This window comes from Puia sp. P3 (assembly GCF_050632245.1).
Classification (GTDB): Bacteria; Bacteroidota; Bacteroidia; order Chitinophagales; family Chitinophagaceae; genus Puia.
This window is the reverse complement of record NZ_CP192583.1, coordinates 7,480,265-7,501,573: the sequence shown is the minus strand read 5'-3', so window position 1 is coordinate 7,501,573 and position 21,309 is coordinate 7,480,265. Positions and strand designations below refer to the sequence as shown.

Sequence of the window (21,309 nt, the reverse complement as noted above, 5' to 3'; positions counted from 1 at the left end):
ATCCTACCGCACCGTTCACGACCGATAATTCCGTATCAGTCGGCCGAGGGTCCCGAGTCCTTCTTCCACTTCGGTGTCCCATGGGCGGGCATAGCTGATCCTCAGGTAGTTGGAAAAGTTGGGCTGGGCGGAGAAAAGCTGGCCGGGGGCCACGGAAATGCCGTGCTTCAGCGCCTCCTGATAGAGACGGTAGGCGTTGATCTTTCGGTCGAGCTCGACCCAGAGTACGAAGCCGCCCTGGGGACGGGAGATCCTGGTGCCTTCGGGGAACCAGGTCATGATGCCCTGTATGTAGCGGAGGCACTGCGTATGCAGCGCCTTGCGCAGCCGCCTGAGGTGGAATTCGTATCGGCCGATGCTGAGAAAATGCGCGATGGCCTCCTGTGTGAGCGAGGTGCCCGTCACCGTGTGTATCATCTTTGTTCGAAGCACTTCCTGCGTGAATCTTCCGGCGAGGGTCCAGCCGATGCGGTAGCCCGGCGAAAGGGATTTTGACAGCGAGCTGCAGTAGAGTACCCACCCTTCCCTGTCGAAAGACTTGCAGGTCTTTGGGCGGTGTTTGCCAAAATATAGTTCTCCGTAGATATCGTCTTCGATGAGGGGTATCCGGTGTTTCGTGATCAGCCTAACCAGCTGTTCCTTTTTGTCGTCGGGCATGCACGCGCCGACGGGATTGCTGAAATTGGTCACGAAGACGCAGGCTTTTATCGGGAACCGACCGATCAGCTTTTCAAGGCGCGCGGGATCGATGCCCGTCAGCGGGTCGGCGGAGATCTCCAGCGCCTTCAGGCCGAGACTTTCAATCACCTGGAAGATGCCGAAATAGGTAGGGTTCTCGATGGCCACGGTATCGCCGGGTTTGGTCACGGCTTTCAGACACATGACTACCGCTTCCATACAACCGGCCGTCACGACCACGTCGTCCGCCGCAAATTTTCCGCCCCAATGAAAGGCGAGGCGCGCGAGCTGGCCCCTCGAGCTGCGGGTTGCCCTGCGAGTGCTCGTACTGGATGCCGTGGTGGCTGGACGATCGCAGGGCGTGGATCAGCGACTTGTTGAGCCGTGCCGCCGGCAGTAAGGAGAGGGGCGGCGCGGCGATGGAAAAGTTCACGAGGTCCTGCGCCGAGATGTTTTTATACACGGCGGCGATCATATCCTTTATGCTCACTTCATTCGCCACGGGCTCGGGCTCGGTGTTACCCGGCAGGCCCGGCATGCGACGAAAACTAAACCGGACATAGTACCCGGACTTGGGCCTCGCTTCTATCAGCCCCTTGCCTTCGAGGTGATAATAGGCCCGGAAGGCCGTGCCCATGCTGATGCCGTATTCTTCACTCAGCATTCTTACGGAAGGCAGCTTGTCGCCGATCTTCAGTATGTCTCCGGCGATCATCTTCTCCAGTCCGTCGGCGATCTGAAGATAGAGGTGATCGGTGCCTGCAGGTCGTTTCTTTTGCATACGCTATCCCATCTGATCTAGTCCAAAATTACAAATCTGCATCTGTTTTATCACACAATCTTTCCGGAAATTTGTTTTAAAATCAACCGTTATGAATTACATCGGCGATATGCGAATACCCATGCGCAGGGTGGCTCATTCCCGGATCCGCGAGGTGAACTGGGACCAGCTGGAACTGGGAACATACAATTCCGACCATATGCTGGTATGCGACTACTCCGAAGGTCGCTGGTTCGGTCCGGAGATCATACCGTTCGGGCCATTCGCTCTCCTGCCGACAACACTCGCCTTTCACTACGGACAGACCATCTTCGAAGGAATGAAGGCGTTCAGGACGGAGGACGGAAGAGTACAGATCTTCAGGGCCGACAAGCACTACCACCGGTATCTGAAATCCGCGGAAAGGCTTTGCATGCCGGCGGTCTCTCCGGAAGTTTTTATAGAGGGGATGAGACGTCTTGTACAGCTGGACAAGGAATGGGTACCTGGCGGCGCCGGGACAGCGCTGTACCTGCGCCCGTTCCAGATCGCCACCGACTCGCGGCTGAAACTCAAGATAGCGGACAGCTATAGGTTTGCCATCGTCTGCTCGCCGGCCGGTAATTATTTCGCGCATCCGGTGCGGGTGAAGGTGGAGAGGGAGTATGCCCGTGCGGTCCGCGGGGGAACAGGTTATGCCAAATGCGGCGGCAACTATGGCGGGTCGCTGTATCCCACGCAGAAGGCGAGGGAAGAAGGCTATGATCAGGTGCTGTGGACCGACGGCGTCTCGCATGAATACATCGAAGAGTCGGGGATGATGAATGTCTTCTTTGTCATAGACGGCGTGCTCGTCACTCCGCCACTCAACGACACCACGCTCGATGGCGTGACCCGGGACAGTCTGCTGGTCCTCGCATCGGCGGCGGGGATACCGGTAGAAGAACGCTCGGTCAGCGTTGAGGAGCTTCGCGAAGGGCTGGAGCACGGACGTGTGAAGGAGGCTTTTGGCGCGGGCACAGCGGCTGTCATCTCTCCCATCTGGCAGATCGGCATCGACGGCAGGGACTATACCATACCCGTGAGCAGGGACGGCAGCAGCGTAGGTGTTGAGCTGAAAGAGATGCTGGACGCCATTCGCTATGGCCGGGCCGACGATCCATACGGATGGAACTTTTATATATGATCCTGGCCCGCCGATCTCCCGCAAAATAGCTACCTTGACGGTAGTATGGAAAAAGAAAGACTCAGGATACCGGACTGGAAACTATGGGGGCCCTATCTCTCCGACAGGCAGTGGGGTACGGTCAGGGAAGACTACAGCGCGGACGGACAGGCCCGGACCTCTACTACACACGATATGGCCGCCAGCAAGGCCTGGAGATGGGGAGAGGAGGGCATCGCCGGCTTTGGGGACAAGCGGCAGCGACTTTGCTTCGCTGTTAGTCTGTGGAACAAGAAGGACCCGATCCTGAAAGAACGATTCTTTGGTCTTAATGTCAACGAAGGCAATCACGGGGAGGATGTAAAAGAACTGTACTACTATCTCGACTCTTCTCCTACGCACTCGTATATGAAGATGCTCTACAAGTATACGCAGGAGGCGTTTCCCTACGAGTGGCTGGTACAGGAGAACAGACGGCGGACGCGGTCCGACCCCGAGTTCGAGCTGATAGATACCGGTCTTTTCCACGAGGACAAATACTTCGACGTATTTATCGAATACGCCAAGGCCGATATGGAAGATATCCTTATCCGGATTACGGTACACAACCGGGGGCGGAACGCGGCGCCGCTGAATATCCTCCCAACTGTCTGGTTCCGCAATACGTGGAGCTGGGGTTACGACGACTACAAGCCGACCATGTTCTCTTCCAACGAGGGGAATATCCTTATCGCACACCACGAGATCGGCGACTATACGCTGTATGCCGACGATATGGACCTGGGTCTGTTCTGCGACAACGAGACCAATTACCACAAGTTATACGGGGCCGACAACAGAAGCCGGTATTTCAAGGATGGGATCCAGGAATGGCTGATCCACGGCAACGAAAATGCCATCAACTATCTCCAGGGTACAAAGGCATCCTTCAACTATGACAAGACGATTCCCGGCGGAGGGTCGGAGGTCGTCCGGCTAAGACTGGCGAAGGGCAGCAACCCGAATCCGTTCAGGGATTTTGACGAAGTCTTCGCACAGCGGATAGCCGAGACCGATGCATTCTATGCAGACATCCAGAAGGACCTGCAAGACGAGGACGAGCGGAGGGTACAGCGTCAGGCTTTCGCCGGGATGATGTGGAACAAACAGCTTTACTACTATAACGTTGAAGAGTGGCTGAAGGGCGATCCGGCCCAACCCCCGCCTCCGCCAGAACGCCTGAGTGGCCGCAACCGCGAATGGCGGCATCTCAAGAACAGCAATATCATTTCCATGCCCGACAAATGGGAGTACCCCTGGTATGCGGCGTGGGACCTGGCCTTCCACTGTATCATCTTCGCGCTGATCGACGCCGACTTCGCCAAGCACCAGTTGCTGCTGCTGACGCACGACTGGTATATGCATCCCAACGGGCAGCTGCCCGCCTATGAGTGGTCCTTCGCGGATACCAATCCGCCTGTACATGCCTGGGCCGCATACAGGGTCTATGAGATCGACAAGCACGAGAATGGTGGGAAGGGCGATATAAGTTTTCTTGAAACGGTCTTTCACAAGCTGTTGCTGAATTTCACGTGGTGGGTCAACCGTAAAGATGCCGAGGGTAACAATATCTTCGAAGGGGGTTTCCTGGGCATGGACAATATCGGGGTGTTCGACCGCAACATGCAGCTGCCCGGGGGAGCCCGGCTGGAGCAGGCCGACGGCACCAGCTCGGATGGCCTTTTATTGTCTGAATCTGATGCGGATGGCGCTGGAGCTGTCGCAGATGAATCCGGTCTATCAGGATATGGCCAATAAGTTCTTCGAGCATTTCCTGCATATCGCGCAGGCCATGGCGAGCATGGGGACGAATGTCGACGGTCTCTGGGACAAGGAAGACGAGTTCTACTACGATACGCTGCGGATGCCGGGCGACAAAAGCATCCGGATGCGGATCCGCTCGCTCGTTGGGCTCGTGCCCTTATTCGCAGTCGAGGTCATCGACGATGAGCTGCTGCAGTCGCTGCCGGAATTTGCGAGGCGGCTGAAATGGCTGCTGGAGCGCCGTCCCGATCTGGCCGCGCTGGTCTCCCGCTGGCACGAAAAGGGTTCGGACGAGAAGCACCTGCTGTCGCTGCTGAGGGGTCACCGGATCAAGCGGATCCTATACCGTATGCTGGACGAGACGGAGTTCCTCAGTGATTTCGGCGTGAGGTCGGTATCTAAATACCACGAGAAGCATCCCTATGAGTTCAGCGTGGACGGGACGGTGCTGTCAATAAAGTATACGCCGGCTGAATCCAATGTGCCGTTGTTCGGGGGCAATTCCAACTGGCGCGGTCCCGTCTGGATGCCGGCGAATTTCCTTGTGATCGAGGCTCTCCAGCGTTTTTATCACTACTACGGGGACGATTTTAAGATCGAATATCCGACGGGGTCGGGTAAGTATCTCAATCTGGAAGAGATCAGCGAGCGCCTGTCCAAGAGGCTGGCGAATTTGTTCCTGCGGGATGAGAAGGGACGCAGACCGGTGTTCGGTGACAATGAGAAGATGCAGCAGGACCCGCATTTCAGGGACCATCTTTTGTTCTTCGAATATTTTCATGGGGACAGCGGGAAGGGACTGGGGGCTTCGCATCAGACGGGGTGGACGGGGCTTGTTGCAAAATTACTGTTTCCGCGGAGGCCCGGCGGCGGAGGGTCATTCCAGTCCGGTGGATGAGAGTGCGATCATTCGGCCGATAGCCTCTGCAGTCCTGGACAGGTTGGCGGCGGTGTTCTCCAGTGCGTCGGCGAGTCCCGAGGGTTCGTTGCCGATGGGAAGCAGGATGTCAAAATACTTTTTTAGTTCGGGGCCTGGCGTCAGCGGGATCTTCCCGGCCAGGCCGATGACGGGGATGCCTCTCTTCTTCGCGCGGACGGCGACGCCCATCGGGCCCTTGCCCTGGAGGGTCTGGTCATCGATACTCCCCTCTCCTGTAATTACGAAATCGGCTGTTTCGAGCGACCGGTCAAAGCCGGTGATATCGAGAAAATAGTCGATGCCGCCGGCGAGGGTCGCGTTGAGCAGCCCATAAAGTCCGGCGGCGGCGCCCCCGGCGGTTCCTCCGTAGGTGACGGTCTTCATGTCTCTTCCGGTCGTTTTAGCCACCACGTTAGCGAGTTGTTCCAGACAGGAGTCCAGTTGTTGCACGGACCCGGGCGTCGCGCCTTTCTGCGGCCCATAGACTGCTGCTGCACCGGATGGCCCCAGCAATGGATTGTCGACGTCGCAGAGGACGACCAGTTCGCAGTTGGCGAGGCGTGGATCGAGTTGGGAAGTATCGATGCTGTCCAGTGCCGTGAGTGCAGCGGGCAGGCCGGTCAGCGGGTCGCCGTGCTTGTCGAGGAAGCGGGCTCCGAGCGACTGGAGGATGCCGACGCCGCCGTCTACTGTTGCGGAGCCGCCCATGCCGACGATGATGCGGCGGGCTTCGAGGTCCAGAGCGGCGCGGATGAGATCGCCGGTGCCGGTGGAGAGGGCGATCAGAGGATCGAGTTCGGCGGTGTCGAGCAGCCGCAGCCCCGAGGCGTTGGCCATTTCTATGAGGGTGGTGGCGTCGTCTGTCAACCCGAACCAGGTGTCGATATCTCTGTGCAGCGGGTCGCGCACCGTGGCCTTGACCCTCACGGCGCCAAGTCTGTCCGCGATGAGCGCGATCGTCCCGTCGCCGCCGTCGCCGATGGGGAAGGCCTCGGAGGTATGCCGGAGACCGCTGGCGGTCAGACCCTGTCCGATGGCTGCAGCCGCGTCTTCCGCGGAAAGGCCATGTTTAAAGGCGTTGGGCGCTATGAGGAAAGAGGGTTTCAGTTGAATATTTTTATCGCCGGCAGCTCGACGGTAAACCTGGTGCCGTTGACAGTGTCGGAAAGGACGTAGATAGTGCCCTTGTGCAGGGCGATGATCCGCTGGGCCAGGGCGAGGCCGAGGCCGAACCCGCGGGTGTTGCCCGTGCCGGAGCCGCGGAAGAAGGGCTGGAAGATCTGGGGAATCTCCTCGGCGGCGATGACGGTTCCCTGGTTGACGACCTGTACGAAGATTTTGTGGTGGGAGAAGGTCAGCTCGGCCGATACCGACTTATCTGGCGAGTATTTGCAGCCATTCTCGATGAGATTTTTAAGGGCGATATACAATAGCTCGCTGTTGCCGAAAACGACAAAATCCTTTTCGTCTTCGGGGAACTCGCCGAACTCGAGGTCGACGCTATACTCCGAATTGAGTTTCTTTACGTCGGCCATGGCCCGCAGAAGGACCTCGTCCACCCGCACCTCGTTGAGTTCGATACCGCCCTGCGAACCGCTCTTGGCAATTTCGAGCAGGCTCTTGGTGAGCAGTCGCATCTGGGTGACGTCTTCCCTGACGGAGAATAGCACCTGTTTGTATTCGTCGGCGGAGCGGTCCTTTTGCAGGATCACCTCTACCTGGCTGGAGACGGAGGTGAGAGGCGTCGACAGCTCGTGAGAGGCATTGGAGATAAAGCGCCGCTGGATGGCGAAGGCCTCCTGCAGCCGGCCCAGCAGGTCGTTGAAGGTATTTGCGAGCTGGCTCATCTCGTCCTGGCCTGTGCCGGCGCGTATGCGGTGGGAGAGGTCGAAGGAGGAGATCTCCTTTACTTCGCGGATGATGAGCGCGATGGGACGGAGCAACTGCTGGGCGAAGAGGAAGCTGATCGTCGCAGTCAGGAGCACCCCAAGGATAAGACTGATCACGAGGATCTTGTTCAGCGTCTCGACCCTTTCCAGGCCGTCGTCGTCGTGTCCGGCAACGACCACGATAAAATCCTGTTTCCCGGCGTGGCGGTGCAGGGCTACCGCTTCGAGGTTGTCGAGGATAAAATGGATCTCGCCTTTTGTGCGGGCGGCATCCAGCTGCTCGGGGGACATGGACAAGTGAGGGTGGCCCGGCATGTCGAACAGATAGAGCACTTTTCCTTCGTCCGTATAGATGCCGATGCTGCGGGAGGCGATCGTACCGAGTGTGGAGGCGGTGTCGATGCGGTGCATGAACCCGAAGGCGCTGTCGCCCATCAGCGAGTAGAGCTGCATGTTATAGACGGCGCGCGACCGGAGGCGTTTTTCGAATACCTGTTTCCGTTCGAGCTTGGCGAAGTAGTAGACCGAGCCGGTCAGCAGTGAAATGATGGCCGTCACCAACAGCGTGAACAGCAGCATTATCTTATAGCGGATCTTCATTTAGGGGTTCTCCTTAAGGACGTATCCCATCCCCACCTGGGTATAGATGAGTTTGGACGAAAAATCCTTTTCTATTTTTTTCCGCAGGAAATTGACGTAGACGTCGATGACGTTGGTCTTCGTGTCGAAGTCGATATCCCAGACGTTCATGGCGATGTCGATACGGGAAACCACTTTATTCTTGTTGCGGATAAAATATTCGAGGAGCTGAAATTCCTTTGCCGTGAGGGGGATGTTCCTGCCTTCGCGCGAGACTTCCTTGCTGTCCAGGTTCATAACGAGGTCGGAGACCCTGAGCACGTTCGAGCCGGCGACGGGCTGGTGGTGCAGCCGTTTGAGGAGGGCGCGGATACGGACCAGCAGTTCCTGAAAGTCAAAGGGTTTTACGATGTAGTCGTCCGCGCCGGCTTCGAATCCCTCTATCTTGTCTTCGGTCGTGTTCATGGCGGTGAGCATGATGACCAGGATGTCTTCATTGACGGCGCGGATGTGACGGGCGAGTTCGTAGCCGTTCATCAGGGGTAAGTTGATGTCGAGGATGGCCAGGTCATAGGTACCGGCGTCGAACAGTTTGCGACCGATTGCGCCGTCATAGGCTACGTCGACCTCATAGTGCTGCTCGCTTAGGCCCTTACGCAGTGACTCCGCTATCTTCTTTTCATCTTCAACGAGTAATATCTTTGTGTCTGCCATAATAAGTCTTCTGGTGAATAGCCCTAAATTTACCGGTTCTGCGGGGAAAGGTGTTAATTAACGATTAAAAACCAATTAAACCGATTTAGCAAAAACCCTTCCCGATCCCGGAAAAAATACTTCCGTTCCCGTTGCAATATGCCGAAAAAAAGTGTAAATTTTGTAACTCTCACCCGGAGACCAACCACCGTAGAAACAACGATTTTAGCCATTACGAAAGTGTACCCTACCGGAAGCGCTTTTTAAAATCTAAATCTAAAAAAAGGGGGTTGCTATGAAACTTCGCGAGTCGCCTTTCATCAACAGGCGTAAAAAAACGATCGAGTTTTATGTTCACCACGTAAATTCCACATCCGCAGCCCACATTGCTCTTGCAGGCTCCTTTAATCATTGGGCTCCTGACGAGTTACAGATGACAGCGGCTAAAGATGGGTTTTGGAAGATTTCCATCCCCATGTTGCCCAAGGGCAAGTATTATTACAAGTTTTTGTTCGACGACAGAATGTGGATGGAGGATATCGAGAATCCTCTTCGCGAGCCGGACGGTGTAACGGGGTTCAACAGTGTGCTAACGGTGTAGCAGCAAGTAAGTAAGTACCAGAAAATGATGAAAAAAGCAGGCCGAAGGGTCTGCTTTTTTCTTAAGCCATATTATAGACCTTGTAGACCGGTTCCCTGATAGCGTCGCCCTTGTCGCTGCAGATAAAGGCCAGCAGGTCGGCGATCTGTTCGGGCTTTACCCAGTTGTCGGGGTTGGCGTCGGGCATGCTCTGCCGGTTGATGGGCGTATCGATCGTAGAGGGGACCACAACGGAGGCCACCACGTTCTTTCCTTTTGCCGAAGCATTCAGAAGGCCGGCCAGTTCGAAGAGCAGCGACTTGCTGAGGGCGTAGGCGAGGACGCCTTTCCCCTGTTCGGGTTTCAGCGCGGGCCGGGCGCCGATGAAGACCAGACGTCCATAGCCGTTGTCCAGCATGTGCTGGAAGAGAATGCGGGCGGCGTAGTAGGCCGTTTCGAAATTGAGGGCATACATCTTCTTCAGGGCCGGTCCGTCGGTAGCGGCAATATCGCCCATGGCGAAGCCTCCTGCCAGGAGCAGTGCGCCGTCGATGCTCCCAAACAGCTCGACAGCTTCTTCCATAAAATCTTCTACCGCGGTCTCGTTGGTCAGGTCGACCGACTTTAGTTCGAAATTATCGTGTGACGCGGCAAAGCCCAGGTGTGTCCCGGAATGGTCGACGGCGATCACCTTGTGTCCTTCGTCCAGGAATTTTTTCACAGTGGCGGCTCCGAGATTGCCGTTGGCGCCTGTGATAAGGATGTTTTTAGCCATATACCAATGATTTATTTTGAAAGTAGTACCTCCAGCATCTTGTCGGCCACCAGCTGATTGCCGGCCTCGTTGAGGTGGACCCTGTCCAGCGTGAGGATACCGGATTCTTTGTTGCCGGGATTGTTGCTGAGTTCATAGGTATGAAATACCTCGCGGAGGTCTACCAGGCCGCAGTGCCATTTCTGGGCGAGGTTGCGGACGATCTGGGAATAGGCGTTCATGTCGCCGTCCTGCTGGTTGGTGAAGTCGGTCTTCTCGCCGATGACGGCGGGGGTACAGAGGATGACCCTGATATGTTTGTCCAGCAGCTTGTTGATGATCGCCGTATAGAATTTCTCGAATTTATCAGGGTCGGTGCCGGTGCCGTAGGACGCCTTATGCCAGACGTCGTTGACGCCGATATATATGAATACGACGTCGGGGTTCTGGGAGAGGACGTCGTCGTCCATCCGCAGGTAGAGGTCATAGACCTTGTTGCCCCCGATGCCTGCCCCGATCAGGTCGTAGTCGGAGTTACCCTTTTTTGCCAGGGCGTCTTTCATTTTCATGATATAGCCTCCGGGCTTGGCGCCGGCCGCGGTAATGGAGTCGCCGAAGAAGATTACTTTCTGTGTTTTTTTGAAGGTCAGGGACGCGAGGACTGTCATAATGGTGAAGAGGGACATGATTACCGTGAGACGGGCAGAGAATCGCATTAGTTTTCTTTTTCAAACCTACGTCAAAATGTCGAGACTACCGTGCCGGAGCCGGCGGACAGTCTTCTCATAATTTCCATACAGGCCCGTCCATTGTGATAGGGACATTTCCAGAATCCGGCCTTGTCCTGTCCGGGAATCGGCCCGTGGTCTGCGTCTACTCCCCAGAACCATTCTCCGCGGGCCGCGCGGAGATAGTGTTTGACAAATTTCCAGGCGGCCACCGACCGCTGCCACCAGACAGGGTCTCCGCTGAGCTGCCAGGCCTGAAGGAAGCCTACCATCGCCTCGGCCTGCGGCCACCAGTGTTTTTGACGGATGAGGCGGCCTTCCTCCGTCTCATACCACAAGCCGCCGTCGGTGTCGAGTCCTTCCGCGGCGGCGGTCGCCAGCCTCGTCGCGAGATGGCCGGTCTTTGTTATCCATTCGTCGTCGCCGATGACCCACGCGGCTTCGCGCAGCAGCCGAGGCTGCCTCGATGTCGTGGCCGTAGGAGACAAGTCTGGAGCGCCCGATCCAGCTGTCGTCAAAAAAAGTTCCAGATGACCGGAGGGGCCAATGATGTACCGATCGAACACCACGAGCAGGTCGCGGATGCGCCCGAGTACCGCCGGGTCGTTCCAGATCCTGTAGAGGTTAGTATAGGCCTCGAGGATGTGAAGATGGGTATTCATGGTCTTCGGGTCGGCCTGATCCTTGTCGCTGAGGCGGGGATCGTCCGAGGAGGGACCAGTCGCGGGCAAAGGCTTCGTAATAACCCTGACGCACCGGGTCGAAGCTGTGTTTTTCGATCAGCTCCCACAGAGATATGGCCTGATCCAGCGCCGCGCCTTCTCCGGTCGCCAGATAGTATTCGCTGAGCCCGTATAGCGCGAACGCCTGCCCGTACATCTGTTTGCGAGTGTCGAGCGGCCGACCCGCGGCGTCGAGGCTCCAGAAGGCGCCGCCGTACGCCGCATCCATGAAATGATCCGTCAGGTATACATAGGCCCTGGCGGCCATCCCGCGGTAGATCTGTTGTTCCGTATGGCGCAGTGCCGCGCTGAAGGTCCATAGGATCCGGCTGTTCAGGACGAGGCCCTTTGGCGCGTCCGGATGCGGCTGATCGTATTCGTCTATCCGCCCGATAAAGCCGCCGTTGACAGGGTCGGGAGCCCGCTCCATCCAGTAGCGGAGTATCGAAGTGAGCTCCTCTCCCAACTCCGCCCTGTACTGCCGGGGGCTCATTTTGTCTTTTCTTTTTTGGAGCGCGCCGAGCCATATACTCCTTGTTCCTGTCGATCAGCTGCTGCAGCGTCTCTACCGACGCGGCGGAGTGGAGTCCGTCTTCCGGCGTATTGATCACATAGTCCAACAGCTGTTCGATGGTCGTGGTAGCCACGTGCATGCGCGTGTCGGACGAGGCGTAGTAGACGTATACCGTCCCGTCCTCGTCGGCGATCCATCCGTTGGAGAATACCACATTGGAGACGTCCCCTACCCTTTCTTCTCCCCGCGGCGCGATGAAATATCCGCCGGGCCGGTAAATAACGCGGGTGAGGTCGTTGAGGTCTGTCATGAACACGTACAGCGTGTAGCGGAGACCGGCAGCCGTATTCCGGACGCCGTGCGCGAGGTGGAGCCAGCCCATCGGGGTTCTGATGGGAGCCGGTCCGAGGCCGTTCTTGGCTTCATTGACCGTATGATAGATGCGGGGGTCGATGATCGTCTCCTGCCGGACAACGGCACGTGTGATCGAGTCCGAGAGACCAAAGCCGATGCCGCCACCGGAACCGGCGTTGATAAATCCGTCCTGGGGCCGGGTATAGAAGGCGTATTTTCCGTCTACGAACTCCGGGTGAAGGACGACGTTACGCTGCTGCGGGCTTTTCGTCTCCAGGTCGGCCAGTCTTTCCCAGCGCACCGGGTCTTTTGTCCGGGCGATGCCGCACTGTGCGATCGCCGCCGACTGATCCACGGGCGGTGCGTCCGGGTCACGTCTCTCGGTGCAGAACAGGCCATAGACCCAGCCGTCTTCGTGGCGGGTGAGCCGGATATCATAGATGTTCGTCTCGGGACCGCCCGAGCCGGGCATATGGACGGGAGAATCCCAGAACCGGAAGTTATCTATTCCATTCGGACTTTCGGCGATCGCGAAAAAGATTTTCTGTCCCAGCCTTCCACGCGCGCCATGAGTAGATAGCTGTCCTTCCAGCTTGATAGCCCCGGCGTTGAAGACGCCGTTGATCCCGAACCTTTCCATCAGATATGGATTAGATCGCTCATTGAGGTCGTATCGCCAGAAAAGAGGGGCGTGGCCCGCGGTCAGTACCGGGTGCTGATAACGGAGAAAGATGCCGTTGCCCGGAACGAGTCCTTCGTTACGCCGATGGATCAGCTCGTCGTAGCCTTCGTTCAGTTGCGTTAGTCTTTTCGTAAAACGGTGTTTCATCATGGTCATTTTAAGTTAATCATTAGCTTCATCCGGTTCGCGGATTCAATATTCATTGAGCCTATCCCACCACGTCTTTTTAAGAACCAGTATAATGATCGCGAGAAGGGCTACGGTTAACAGCAGCGGCATCTTCAACCATAATACGATATACATGGGCAGCAGGGTAAGACATAGCTGTGCGATAATACCCAATACTATATTCAGCAGGTTTCGCTGGAAATTGTCATTGCCGGTGAATCCCGGGTCTTCTTTCACTACCATTTCGTGTACGGGCCGCCACAGCCCCCAGGGCCTGACGCTGCGGTAGAAGGATATCAGGGTGGCCTTGTCCGTGGGCGGCGTGGCGTACGATCCGATGATCGACCCGGCCATCGACAGCAAAAAGAGAACTGGCCAGTAGTAGAGGTCGAGGCCGTGCAGCAGTCCCGCCGACTTGAAAACGGCCAGCGCAATAGCGGGCAGGATACCGGCGAGCATACCCCAGAAGAATCCGCTCGCGTTGAATCTCCACCAGTGCCATTTCAGCATATTGGCCGCTACGTATCCGCCATAGAGCCCCGAGACTATCCACTGAAGGATCGTATTCACGTCTTTTACGAAAAGGCCTAAGATGATACCCGTGGTCACGACGACGAGACCGGCGAGATAGTTCATCGAGATGACTTTTCTGTTGGACGCCGCCGGATTGACATACTTCAGGTAGATATCGTTGACCAGATAGGCCTGCGCGGCGTTGAGCGTCCCCGAGAAAGTACCCATGAATGCGCCGAGCAGCCCCGTCAGCACGAGGCCCATCAGTCCTACAGGCAGGAACTTGTTGATGGTCGCCGGGAGGATATATTCGAAGTCTGTACCCGAAGGGGTCTGCAGGTCGCCGCTGATCGTGCTGTAGTAGAGCAGCGCCAGGACAGTCAGCCCGATGACCATGGAATACCGGATGGGCAGCAGGATGATGGACACGAAACCGCTCATCTTGCTCGCCTCCTGCGGCGATCTGGTGCTGAGGATCTTCTGCATATCGTAGTTGGGCGCGGGGCCCGCGAGACTGGCGAAGACGCCCTTGAAGAGCATCATCATAAAGAATACGCCGAAGAGCGAGAAGCCGTCGTCCCTTATCTTCTTATTGGCGTCCGCCACAAGTCCGGACCAGTTGAGGTCGAGTCGCCAGCCGAAGAAGGGGTTGAGCCATCCCTGCGGGACGTGGAGCGCACTACCCTGCTGGTGCAAACGGCGCATCGCGATGACGCCGATACTGATACAGGCGACGGTCATGATGATATACTTTATCACGTCCCCGAGCACGATGCTGTGCATCCCGCCGAGTATCGAATAGAACATCGCGAAGAGCGTGAAGACGATGCCATAGAAATGCGGAACATAGTTGGCCGGTATGTCGAAGGGGATATAGGTCTTTATCGTATCCCACGGAATAAAGATCTGCATGAACTTACCCAGCCCTACGAATCCATAGGCCATGAATCCGAGGCAGCTGAGCAGCGCGAAGGCCACGACGATATTGTGCGACGACCGTACTCCCGGACCCGACCTGCCAAATCGGGTAGCGAGCCATTCGGCGCCCGTCGTCGCATTCGAGCGGCGCAGCCAGCGCGAGAGATAGACCATCATAAAGACCTGGTTGAATACCGGCCAGAGCCAGGGTATCCAGATGCTTTTCATGCCGTATACGAAACACAGACTGACCATCCACATCGTTCCGCTGATATCGAACATATCCGACGCGTCGCTGAGTCCGAGCATATACCAGGGCAGGGATTTTCCGCCCATCAGGTAGTTGAGTTTGTTCTGCCGGGCTTTTTTTCGCAGCGTCCAGCCTATGACCACCATCGTGATCAGGTATGCGGCAATTATGGCAAGGTCGAGTGGTTGTAATCTCATACGTGAATATAACAATATGTACCGGAGATACGCCTCCTGTAACTAGCCGTCCTTACCGATAAAGGTTTTCTTTTGTCGCGTCGCTCTGGAAAAAGGTCCGCGGGTCCCTGAAAAACCTGACAAAATCTTCCGCCGACGCCTGCCCCGGCCAGGGCACATAGAATTCGTGTTCGCCGCCGGGCTTCTCTCCCGCGTTGCGCCAGGCCATCACATATGCCAGATGGTATTTTTTAGCGTCGGCAGGAAGCTGCCTGTCCACCAGTTGCTGTCGGGAATACCGTTGTATCCGAATTCCGTCAGGGCCGCGATCTTTCCGTGCGCCGTTGCGATCGATTGCAGCATGCTCAGGTCCTGGTCGAAAGCGCGGATATAGTCCTCCTTCCTTTTTATGTCATAGGCCTGGTAGATGTCGAAACCGCCGATGTCCACCCATTCATCGCCCGGATAGCGTTCGAGCCAGGCCGCTTCGGAAGCAAATCTGTCTGTATTATAGGCATACAACAGATGGTGCAGGTGTTTTTCGTCCCGCAGATAGCTTACTGTAAACCTCCATAGCCGTTGTAGCTCGTCAGGCGTGCAGTTCTTGCCGCCCCACCAGAACCAGTCGCCGTTGATCTCGTGGAACAGACGAAGTATGACGGGGATGGACTCTCCATTCGGACCCTTCAGGTCACTGAGAAAAGCAGCAACCTTGTCCAGCCAGGTCTTGTAGAGCTCGTGTCCGGGACCAGCGGCCACGGCGACCCCGGATGAATCCGTGATAGCTGGCAGGATGGAAGCCACCGTCCCCGGAGCCGGCTGCCAGGCCGATCCGCCCGTCAGCGGGTTGTTGAGGTGCCAGCTGATCGTGATAACGCCGCCGCGCCGATAGCCTTCCCGGATATAGTCTTTCATCAGCCTGAAGGGTACGCCGTCGAGGTTGTTGGGCTGATCCAGCTCGATCCTTCCCAACTCCCAGCCATAGAGCGCGGGGTAGTCGCCGGTTACGTCTTTTACGTCGCTGCGGCCAGGGATATATTTCCAGTATGCGCCATAGGCAAGGTCGTCCTGATGCCCGAAGAGGAAACCTCTACCGGCAAGCGTCTTCAAATGCCGGTAGAGAAGAATTGTTTCCCAGGTGGCCTGGTGGTCGATCGGCAGAGTCTGGGCACTGAGATCTGTCCACAGGATAGTCTGAATGATCACGAAAAAAATGTTGCGCATAATTTATTTAACAAAGGCGACTTCATCAAAGTACATCACTTCATCTACGTCTCCGTTCTGACCCTGCAGGAAAAATCCGAGCTGTTTGGCAAGATTGCCGCCGGCCCAGAAATTCAGCTGGCTGGCGCCGCCGCCCAGAGGTATCCTGTAGTAGGTCCAGACGCCTTTTGGTGTGAGGATCTTCTGTATGGCCATGGCTGCGCCCAGCTGGATCTGACCATAGCCTCCGGTCATCTGGTCGCCGACGAGAACTAGCGTATGGTCTGCTGTCCCGCCCCTGACCCAGAAGGTCAGGTATTTGTAGCCGGCGTCGTAGCTGAAGCCTCCGCCGGGTCCGTTCCATCCGGCCCAGCCTTCGATCTGCCAGGCGCCGGCGGGGTAGTTGGCGCGCAGCGAAGAAGTTCCCGGCGCCGAATGGGTTGCTTCGGTAGACGGCCCCGACGGGTGTGACCAGGAATTGTCGACCCAGGAGTTCTGGAAATTGTTCTTATAAAAGATCGTATAGGCGTTGTCGAGGTCGATCAGTTCCATGGCCATAGTCCCGGTCTGGGCATTGCCAACCAGCGTAAAGTTAAACACGAGGCTTGCCCTGCTGACCGTTGTCGACGGAAATTGCAGGGTCATAGTGGTATCGGTCCTCTGGACGATGGTGACCGTGGCCGTTGTGCCCGTGAGGCCGATAGAAGTTACGCTGGTGAAGCCGACGCCCTTCAGGGCGATCTGCGAGCCCGTCCAGAAATTAAGGTCCGACATGGCGTTCACCGTAGGCGGCGGCGGGATGATCTTGAACTTATAGTATGCCTTTCCGTAGAGCGTTGTCACCACGAGGCTGTCCGTCGCGCTGGTCCCGATAAAGGGCGTCGTTGAAGGGATCTGTACGATCAGTGATCTGTCCGTGATCAGCGCCCTGTTGAAATAGGCGTTGGCTCCGTTGAACGTGATCTTTGTCGTACTTCCGAGATTGGTGCCGTAGATGACATAATAATTCCCCAGATTGCCCGCGGTAGTTGTCGAGTCGAATGGGCTCACCGTATTGGACTTGAACTTAAACGACAGGCTCTTTGTACCCGAGGTATCATAGCTCACCACGGTGTCCATCCGGGTGGTCGTATCGGTCTTGCTGTAGGTGTGTACCGAGCTGATAACGGGTGCGCCGGAGCCGGGAGTAAAACCCGCGCTGTTGTATTTTTTGCAGGCGGCAAACGAGAGCAGCAGGAGCACCGTCGCCAAAACCTTTATATATTTTGATCTCATCTTTTTTCGGTTGAAGTTTTAAAATTTATAGGGTACCGGTGGCTGCAGCAGGGCCGGGTCGGCGGCCGTTTCCGTCGCCGGGATGGGCAGGAGGAAGGCGGCTTCCGAAGGAGTTACGTGCAGCGTGTTGCGATGGTAGTCGGTGTAGTTGTTGGCAGCGGTGCCGGCGCCATCGGAGTCGCCCCTGTTCTGTTGCGAGATGATGGCGATCGCCGTGGGGTGGTGCGGGTTGTTGAAGCCGTCCAGCCGCTGCAGGTCGTACCAGTATTCGCCTTCGATGGCGAATTCGAGTCTTCTCTCGTTGATGAGCTGCTGATACGTCAGGCTCGTGAGGGCGGGGAGCATCGCCCTCTGCCGGACCAGATTGATATACTTTAACGCCGTGGCGTCCGCGGTCGATGCGTTCATCGGAATACCGGTACCTGGCCTGGCGCCGGCGGCGGTTCCCAGAATCGCTTCGGCTTCGATGAGGTAGATGTCGGCATAGCGTAGTATATAGGTGTTGTTCGACGTGGCCTGTTTTGCGCTGTAGCCGTTGTTGTCATCGGGAGTGCCGACCACGTATTTCTTCATGCCCGCGTGTGAGCCCTGCGCGTTGATATTTAGCGGGACGGTATATCCGCCGTCCTTTTTGTGGAGTTCTGCGTAGTGGTCGCCGCCCAGCATGATACAGCCGTGGCGCCGGACCGAGTCCCCGGCTGCAGTGAACGCGTCCTGAAGGTCCCAGCTGGGGCCGAGTTCGCCATAGCCGTCGCTGGTGCCCGTGATATCCGAGCTGGCCGCGATAACGGACTGCAGCTGGTTGCCGAATCCGTAGCCGCCATTGGAAGTCCACTGCAGGGCGATCATCGACTCTTTCGAGTTGTTACCTGCAAACTCGAACAGCTGGGCATAGCTGCCGGGGAAGTCCAGACCCATCAGGCCGAACTCACCGCTGTTGATCGCCTTCTCGGCTTCTGTCCGTGCGTTGGCGTAGTCCTGCATATAGAGATAGACCTTTGCCATCAGACCGGAGGCCGAGGCACTGGAGACATGACCCGTGCTTGCCGTCCCGGTCCTGCAGTTGGCTTCACCGAACTTCAGGTCGTTGATCATAAATTTATAGACGTCGGCCACCGGATTTGTGGGCACCGACTGGAAACTACCCACGTACTGTGTCGGGTCTGTAATAATGGGCACATTGCCGAAGAGCCTTACCAGATCGAAATAGGCCGCGGCGCGCATGACGTGCGCCTCGCCGAGGGCGTTGTTGACGACGTCCTTTGGCACGGAGGCCGGGGCGGCAGTGGGCAGATTGTTCAGCAGGGCGTTGGCCTGGGCCACGACGGTATACAATGAGTTCCATGCGCTCTGGATACCCTGGGTCGCGTTGCCCTGTGAGAAGTTGCGGAAGGCGTCGAATGCGCCGTCGGTGCCGGCGTAGCAGATGGCGTTGCCGCTCTGCAGGTCGCCGATGGCGAGAAAGGCCTTGCCGTTGAGTCCGAACCAGGGCGCGGCGTACAGGATTGCGGTACTGGACTGCACCTGGTCCGTGGTCTGATAGTAAGTGCCGACCGTCGGCTGGTCTTCGGGAGGCCGGTTGAAGAAGGTTTTTTTACAGCCCGCCGATGTCGTGAGCAGCGCGGCCGCCAATATATAGATATGTGTTTTCATTGTTTTGGTTTATAGTTTTAAAACTCTGCGTTCAGGCCGAAGGTGACCACTCTCGGAGAAGGATACCTGCCGTAGTCGATATTCTGCAGCAGGGGGTTCTGGTTCAGCGAGCCGACTTCGGGATCGAGTCCCCTGGTATTTGGTGATCACGAACAGATTTTGGCCGCCGACATAGGCTTTCAGGTGGCGCATCTTTACTTTGGTGGCCCATGGCGAAGGCAGATTGTAGCCGAGACGCAGGTTCTGGAGCCTCAGGAAGGAAGCGCTTTCGAGGAAGCGGTCAGACATGACGAGGTTGTTGTTGCCAAAGCCCGACCGGGGTGCGGGAATATTCGAGTTGGGATTGGAAGGCGTCCAGAAATTGGCGGTCGGGGCCAGCTGGTTCTGGTAGAGACCGTAGAGGCCCTGGATCTGGAATTTTACCGCATTCAGGATCTTGCCGCCCTGTACGCCGGTGAAGAAGACCGACAGCTCGAAATCTTTATAGGAGAAGTTGTTCGTAAAGCTATACGTGAAGTTAGGGTTGGGATTGCCGAGCGCGTATTGCTTGTTTGCGCCTCCTTTCCCGTCATTCCCTGCATAGAGCATATCGCCGAGGTAGATAGCGTTGCTGAGGGTCCGGTCGCTGCTGACGATCAGTGGCTGGCCTGTGACGTTTTGCGGGTGCTGTGCGAGGAAGGCCAGCTGGTCGGTGGTCTTGATGACGCCTTCCGTCTTGTAGCCATAGAACTCGCCGATCGCGCCGCCGACCTGTGTATAGGTAGCGGGTATCTGCGGACCAAAGCCGGTGGAGACGATGCCGCTCAGCGCCGGGAAGCCGTTCAGCGAGATCACCTTATTGGTATAGTGGGACAGGATCACGTTGGTGGTCCAGCGGAAATTCTTCGATTCGATATTGCGGCTGGTGATGCTCAGCTCGATACCCTTGTTCTGGATCTTTCCGGCGTTGACCCATGGGGGTTGGACGACCGCGGCGTTGGAGTATTCCGCCGTTCCGCCGGAGAGGAAGGCGGGCAGCGGCTGCTGGAAGAGGAAGTTCTTCGAGGTCTTGTCATAGACGTCGACGGACGCGTCGATCCTGTTGTTTAGCAGACTGAAGTCGACGCCGATATTCGTCTGGATGGCGGTCTCCCAGGTGAGGTTCGGGTTGTTGAAGTTGTTGAAGCTAAATCCTGTGCCGAGGCCGGTGACGATCGGCTTGATCGAAGATCCGTATTTATAACCGCCGCTGGTATTGGACTGGCCCGTGGTACCGTAGCCTACGCGGAGTTTGAGGTTGCTGAGCACCGGGTCGAGACCGTGCATGAAGGGTTCTTCGGAGATCCTCCACGATACGGCGACGCTGGGGAAATAGCCGATCTGGTGTCCCGGCGGCGCGACGCTGGCGGGTGCAAAGTTCGAGGACTGGTCGCGGCGTTCGGTTGCCGTGATGCTGTACTTGTTATTATAGGTATAGATCAGGCGGGCGATCCACGATTCCATGACCGAGCTGCCTTTTGGTTCCGCGAGGGTATTGTTGGCCTGCGTGCCGAGACCGAGGGTCTGGAGGGTGTTGCCGGCGGTGAAGCCCTTGGTGCCGGCCTGAATACCGTCATAGGTCGACTCCCAGACCTCATGACCGACGAGCGCCGTGACGGCGTGTTTGTCGGCGAAAGTATGGCTGTAGTTGAGGTGTTCGAGCCAGTTCCAGAAATTGTCCCATGTATTGTATTCCTGTAGTTCGGCCAGGGTGTTGACGTATGCGGGGTCAGAGCCCGTGGCGCCATAGGAATAGGTGGGCAGGAAGGACTTGGCCTCGCTCCAGTTGAAGTTGCCGTCTATCTCGGAGTGGAGGGTCAGGTCTTTTGTGAAGAGGATGTCTCCGTAGAAGCTGCCCTGGATATTGCTTCTCCTTAGCGAGTTGGTGATGCTGAGCGCCTGTTGAACGGGGTTGAGCCCCCTGTACCGTTCCGTTGATCTTTACGGGTCCTGCGAAACTGCCGTCGGCATTGTACACCGAGGCGTCGGGCGCCTGGATCAGCGCGTTGTAGATGATCCCGTAGGAGTTGCCGAGGCTGATATTGGCCTTGTTCTGGTTGGCGGAGACGCTGGCGCCGACCTTGAACCAGTCTTTTACCTGTGAGTTGACCGCCGCGTGGAAGGAGTATCGCCTGAAGTCGGAGCCGATCACGGTGCCGTCCTGCTGGAAGTAGCCGCCGGAGACATAATAATCCGTCTTATTGGCGCCGCCGGAGAAGCCGATCGTCTGGCTGTTCTGGTGGGCGTGGCGGAAGATGGCTTTTTGCCAGTTGGTGCCGGGGCCGAGTTTGGAGGGATCGGAAAATTCGATCCGG

19 protein-coding genes and 1 pseudogene are annotated in these 21,309 nt (G+C 56.9%); 4 read left to right on the top strand and 16 right to left on the bottom strand.

Going from position 1 to position 21,309, the window contains the following annotated elements; all coding sequences use genetic code 11:
* Nucleotides 1-15 precede the first annotated feature (15 nt).
* Nucleotides 16-918 (bottom strand): PLP-dependent aminotransferase family protein, encoded by a 903-nt coding sequence (locus ACQ86N_RS47275; RefSeq protein WP_431213148.1) that lies wholly within the window; start codon nucleotides 916-918, stop codon nucleotides 16-18.
* Nucleotides 800-1,459: a GntR family transcriptional regulator gene (locus ACQ86N_RS47270; RefSeq protein ID WP_431213147.1), complete on the bottom strand. Its 660-nt coding sequence runs from the start codon at nucleotides 1,457-1,459 to the stop codon at nucleotides 800-802. Before ACQ86N_RS47270 ends, ACQ86N_RS47275 begins: the two co-directional genes overlap by 119 nt.
* A gap of 91 nt (nucleotides 1,460-1,550) precedes the next feature.
* Here ACQ86N_RS47270 and ACQ86N_RS47265 point away from each other — a divergent pair, with 91 nt between their 5' ends.
* From ACQ86N_RS47265 to ACQ86N_RS47255, 3 genes are read left to right on the top strand one after another with little or no spacing between them, the layout of a single operon-like run.
* Complete coding sequence (locus ACQ86N_RS47265) at nucleotides 1,551-2,624, top strand: branched-chain amino acid aminotransferase (RefSeq protein WP_431213146.1); 1,074 nt, start codon at nucleotides 1,551-1,553, stop codon at nucleotides 2,622-2,624.
* Between the two features lie 45 nt (nucleotides 2,625-2,669).
* Nucleotides 2,670-4,400, top strand: a complete 1,731-nt coding sequence (locus tag ACQ86N_RS47260; protein ID WP_431213145.1) for an MGH1-like glycoside hydrolase domain-containing protein — start codon at nucleotides 2,670-2,672, stop codon at nucleotides 4,398-4,400.
* Entirely contained in the window at nucleotides 4,348-5,304 is a 957-nt protein-coding gene (locus tag ACQ86N_RS47255) for an MGH1-like glycoside hydrolase domain-containing protein (RefSeq protein ID WP_431213144.1), read from the top strand. Before ACQ86N_RS47260 ends, ACQ86N_RS47255 begins: the two co-directional genes overlap by 53 nt.
* Here the strand turns inward: ACQ86N_RS47255 and ACQ86N_RS47250 are convergent.
* The 3 genes from ACQ86N_RS47250 to ACQ86N_RS47240 are packed head-to-tail and all read right to left on the bottom strand — an operon-like array spanning nucleotide 5,284 to nucleotide 8,507.
* Nucleotides 5,284-6,414: a glycerate kinase gene (locus ACQ86N_RS47250; RefSeq protein WP_431217885.1), complete on the bottom strand. Its 1,131-nt coding sequence runs from the start codon at nucleotides 6,412-6,414 to the stop codon at nucleotides 5,284-5,286. The two genes, ACQ86N_RS47255 and ACQ86N_RS47250, sit on opposite strands and share 21 nt — an antisense overlap.
* A gap of 14 nt (nucleotides 6,415-6,428) precedes the next feature.
* On the bottom strand, nucleotides 6,429-7,814 hold the full coding sequence (locus tag ACQ86N_RS47245; RefSeq protein WP_431213143.1) for an ATP-binding protein: 1,386 nt from the start codon (nucleotides 7,812-7,814) through the stop codon (nucleotides 6,429-6,431).
* The gene (locus ACQ86N_RS47240) at nucleotides 7,815-8,507 is read right to left on the bottom strand and encodes a response regulator transcription factor (protein WP_431213142.1); all 693 of its coding nucleotides are present in this window, start codon (nucleotides 8,505-8,507) and stop codon (nucleotides 7,815-7,817) included.
* Nucleotides 8,508-8,781: 274 nt separating this feature from the next.
* Here ACQ86N_RS47240 and ACQ86N_RS47235 point away from each other — a divergent pair, with 274 nt between their 5' ends.
* Nucleotides 8,782-9,087, top strand: a complete 306-nt coding sequence (locus ACQ86N_RS47235; RefSeq protein ID WP_431213141.1) for a hypothetical protein — start codon at nucleotides 8,782-8,784, stop codon at nucleotides 9,085-9,087.
* A gap of 61 nt (nucleotides 9,088-9,148) precedes the next feature.
* Here ACQ86N_RS47235 and ACQ86N_RS47230 read toward each other — a convergent pair whose 3' ends face one another.
* The 11 genes and pseudogenes from ACQ86N_RS47230 to ACQ86N_RS47180 form a co-directional block, all read right to left on the bottom strand.
* A complete protein-coding gene (locus ACQ86N_RS47230) occupies nucleotides 9,149-9,841 on the bottom strand; it encodes an SDR family NAD(P)-dependent oxidoreductase (protein ID WP_431213140.1) in 693 nt (230 codons plus the stop codon).
* An 11-nt stretch (nucleotides 9,842-9,852) separates the two neighbouring features.
* Nucleotides 9,853-10,536 (bottom strand): SGNH/GDSL hydrolase family protein, encoded by a 684-nt coding sequence (locus tag ACQ86N_RS47225; RefSeq protein ID WP_431213139.1) that lies wholly within the window; start codon nucleotides 10,534-10,536, stop codon nucleotides 9,853-9,855.
* 23 nt (nucleotides 10,537-10,559) lie between these two features.
* Nucleotides 10,560-11,210, bottom strand: a complete 651-nt coding sequence (locus ACQ86N_RS47220; RefSeq protein ID WP_431213138.1) for an AGE family epimerase/isomerase — start codon at nucleotides 11,208-11,210, stop codon at nucleotides 10,560-10,562.
* The gene (locus ACQ86N_RS47215) at nucleotides 11,173-11,700 is read right to left on the bottom strand and encodes an AGE family epimerase/isomerase (protein ID WP_431217884.1); all 528 of its coding nucleotides are present in this window, start codon (nucleotides 11,698-11,700) and stop codon (nucleotides 11,173-11,175) included. The genes ACQ86N_RS47220 and ACQ86N_RS47215 overlap by 38 nt, the downstream gene beginning before the upstream one ends.
* A 190-nt stretch (nucleotides 11,701-11,890) precedes the next feature.
* Nucleotides 11,891-12,778, bottom strand: a pseudogene (locus ACQ86N_RS47210) (glycoside hydrolase family 130 protein); the annotation flags it as partial.
* A gap of 234 nt (nucleotides 12,779-13,012) precedes the next feature.
* A complete protein-coding gene (locus ACQ86N_RS47205) occupies nucleotides 13,013-14,866 on the bottom strand; it encodes a sodium:solute symporter family protein (protein ID WP_431213137.1) in 1,854 nt (617 codons plus the stop codon).
* Nucleotides 14,867-14,918: 52 nt separating this feature from the next.
* Nucleotides 14,919-15,077: a hypothetical protein gene (locus ACQ86N_RS47200; protein ID WP_431213136.1), complete on the bottom strand. Its 159-nt coding sequence runs from the start codon at nucleotides 15,075-15,077 to the stop codon at nucleotides 14,919-14,921.
* Nucleotides 15,074-16,069: a glycoside hydrolase family 26 protein gene (locus ACQ86N_RS47195; RefSeq protein WP_431213135.1), complete on the bottom strand. Its 996-nt coding sequence runs from the start codon at nucleotides 16,067-16,069 to the stop codon at nucleotides 15,074-15,076. The genes ACQ86N_RS47200 and ACQ86N_RS47195 overlap by 4 nt, the downstream gene beginning before the upstream one ends.
* Before the next feature lie 3 nt (nucleotides 16,070-16,072).
* Nucleotides 16,073-17,323, bottom strand: a complete 1,251-nt coding sequence (locus tag ACQ86N_RS47190; protein ID WP_431213134.1) for a hypothetical protein — start codon at nucleotides 17,321-17,323, stop codon at nucleotides 16,073-16,075.
* 18 nt (nucleotides 17,324-17,341) lie between these two features.
* On the bottom strand, nucleotides 17,342-18,976 hold the full coding sequence (locus ACQ86N_RS47185; RefSeq protein WP_431213133.1) for a RagB/SusD family nutrient uptake outer membrane protein: 1,635 nt from the start codon (nucleotides 18,974-18,976) through the stop codon (nucleotides 17,342-17,344).
* Between the two features lie 9 nt (nucleotides 18,977-18,985).
* A complete protein-coding gene (locus ACQ86N_RS47180; RefSeq protein ID WP_431217883.1) occupies nucleotides 18,986-20,857 on the bottom strand; it encodes a SusC/RagA family TonB-linked outer membrane protein in 1,872 nt (623 codons plus the stop codon).
* Nucleotides 20,858-21,309 lie beyond the last annotated feature (452 nt).

Bases quoted from the DNA above. Each gene is read 5' to 3' on its own strand.
- ACQ86N_RS47270 (WP_431213147.1), bottom strand. From the start codon at position 1,459: ATGCAAAAGAAACGACCTGCAGGCACCGATCACCTCTATCTTCAGATC.
- ACQ86N_RS47265 (WP_431213146.1), top strand. From the start codon at position 1,551: ATGAATTACATCGGCGATATGCGAATACCCATGCGCAGGGTGGCTCAT.
- ACQ86N_RS47260 (WP_431213145.1), top strand. From the start codon at position 2,670: ATGGAAAAAGAAAGACTCAGGATACCGGACTGGAAACTATGGGGGCCC.
- ACQ86N_RS47255 (WP_431213144.1), top strand. From the start codon at position 4,348: ATGGCGCTGGAGCTGTCGCAGATGAATCCGGTCTATCAGGATATGGCC.
- ACQ86N_RS47245 (WP_431213143.1), bottom strand. From the start codon at position 7,814: ATGAAGATCCGCTATAAGATAATGCTGCTGTTCACGCTGTTGGTGACG.
- ACQ86N_RS47240 (WP_431213142.1), bottom strand. From the start codon at position 8,507: ATGGCAGACACAAAGATATTACTCGTTGAAGATGAAAAGAAGATAGCG.
- ACQ86N_RS47235 (WP_431213141.1), top strand. From the start codon at position 8,782: ATGAAACTTCGCGAGTCGCCTTTCATCAACAGGCGTAAAAAAACGATC.
- ACQ86N_RS47230 (WP_431213140.1), bottom strand. From the start codon at position 9,841: ATGGCTAAAAACATCCTTATCACAGGCGCCAACGGCAATCTCGGAGCC.
- ACQ86N_RS47225 (WP_431213139.1), bottom strand. From the start codon at position 10,536: ATGCGATTCTCTGCCCGTCTCACGGTAATCATGTCCCTCTTCACCATT.
- ACQ86N_RS47220 (WP_431213138.1), bottom strand. From the start codon at position 11,210: ATGAATACCCATCTTCACATCCTCGAGGCCTATACTAACCTCTACAGG.
- ACQ86N_RS47215 (WP_431217884.1), bottom strand. From the start codon at position 11,700: ATGGAGCGGGCTCCCGACCCTGTCAACGGCGGCTTTATCGGGCGGATA.
- ACQ86N_RS47205 (WP_431213137.1), bottom strand. From the start codon at position 14,866: ATGAGATTACAACCACTCGACCTTGCCATAATTGCCGCATACCTGATC.
- ACQ86N_RS47195 (WP_431213135.1), bottom strand. From the start codon at position 16,069: ATGCGCAACATTTTTTTCGTGATCATTCAGACTATCCTGTGGACAGAT.
- ACQ86N_RS47190 (WP_431213134.1), bottom strand. From the start codon at position 17,323: ATGAGATCAAAATATATAAAGGTTTTGGCGACGGTGCTCCTGCTGCTC.
- ACQ86N_RS47185 (WP_431213133.1), bottom strand. From the start codon at position 18,976: ATGAAAACACATATCTATATATTGGCGGCCGCGCTGCTCACGACATCG.